The organism is Paenibacillus alba, from assembly GCF_013204855.1.
Lineage (GTDB): Bacteria > Bacillota > Bacilli > Paenibacillales > NBRC-103111 > Paenibacillus_E > Paenibacillus_E alba.
Genome location: NZ_JABMKZ010000105.1, coordinates 1 through 744, shown reverse-complemented (window position 1 = coordinate 744; position 744 = coordinate 1). Strand labels below are relative to the sequence as shown.

Sequence of the window (744 nt, the reverse complement as noted above, 5' to 3'; positions counted from 1 at the left end):
GAGGGGACCCACGCGTTCCCATCTCGAACACGACCGTTAAGCCCTCCAGCGTCGATGGTACTTGAACCGCAGGGTTCTGGGAGAGTAGAACGTTGCCAAGCGAACCCATGGCAAGCTTTCGAAGAAAGCTTCGAAAGCTTGTAGGTGGGTTTTTATTTTGGAAAGTTTCCTTGATAGGAAACACAGTAAGGGCCCTTAGCTCAGCTGGTTAGAGCGCACCCCTGATAAGGGTGAGGTCGGTGGTTCGAGTCCACTAGGGCCCACCAATATTACCCAAAAAGTGAAGCTAAGCTTCGCAGGTAATTCCGATTACTTTTCGGGGGCCCCATAACCATGCGGGCAATAATTATGAGGGGCCATAGCTCAGCTGGGAGAGCGCCTGCCTTGCAAGCAGGAGGTCAGCGGTTCGATCCCGCTTGGCTCCACCAAAACACATTTTAAGACAGGAATTTCCAAGAAATTTCGACTTGAAATGCAGTAAGAAGATGTGATAAGATAACTTTCGCCGCTGAAATAGGGCGAGGATAATGGAATCACATTGCAACAACATTGTTCCTTGAAAACTAGATAACGAAACAAACGTAAAGTAAGAACTTAGGTTGTGTTAACCTTCGGGTTGCACAAAAAATCTTTAAAGTTTTTTCTAGGTTAAGCTAGAAAGAGCACACGGAGGATGCCTAGGCACTAGGAGCCGAAGAAGGACGTGGCGAACGACGAAATGCCTCGGGGAGCCGTAAGCAGGCT

General features: G+C 48.5%; 2 tRNA genes and 2 rRNA genes. All 4 read left to right on the top strand.

Going from position 1 to position 744, the window contains the following annotated elements:
• A 5S ribosomal RNA gene (rrf, locus tag HQN90_RS38105) occupies positions 1 to 101 on the top strand; the annotation flags it as partial.
• Positions 102 to 189: 88 nt separating this feature from the next.
• Positions 190 to 266, top strand: a tRNA-Ile gene (locus HQN90_RS38100).
• A gap of 86 nt (positions 267 to 352) precedes the next feature.
• Positions 353 to 428: transfer RNA gene (locus HQN90_RS38095), tRNA-Ala, on the top strand.
• Between the two features lie 218 nt (positions 429 to 646).
• Positions 647 to 744 (top strand): 23S ribosomal RNA (locus HQN90_RS38090); the annotation flags it as partial.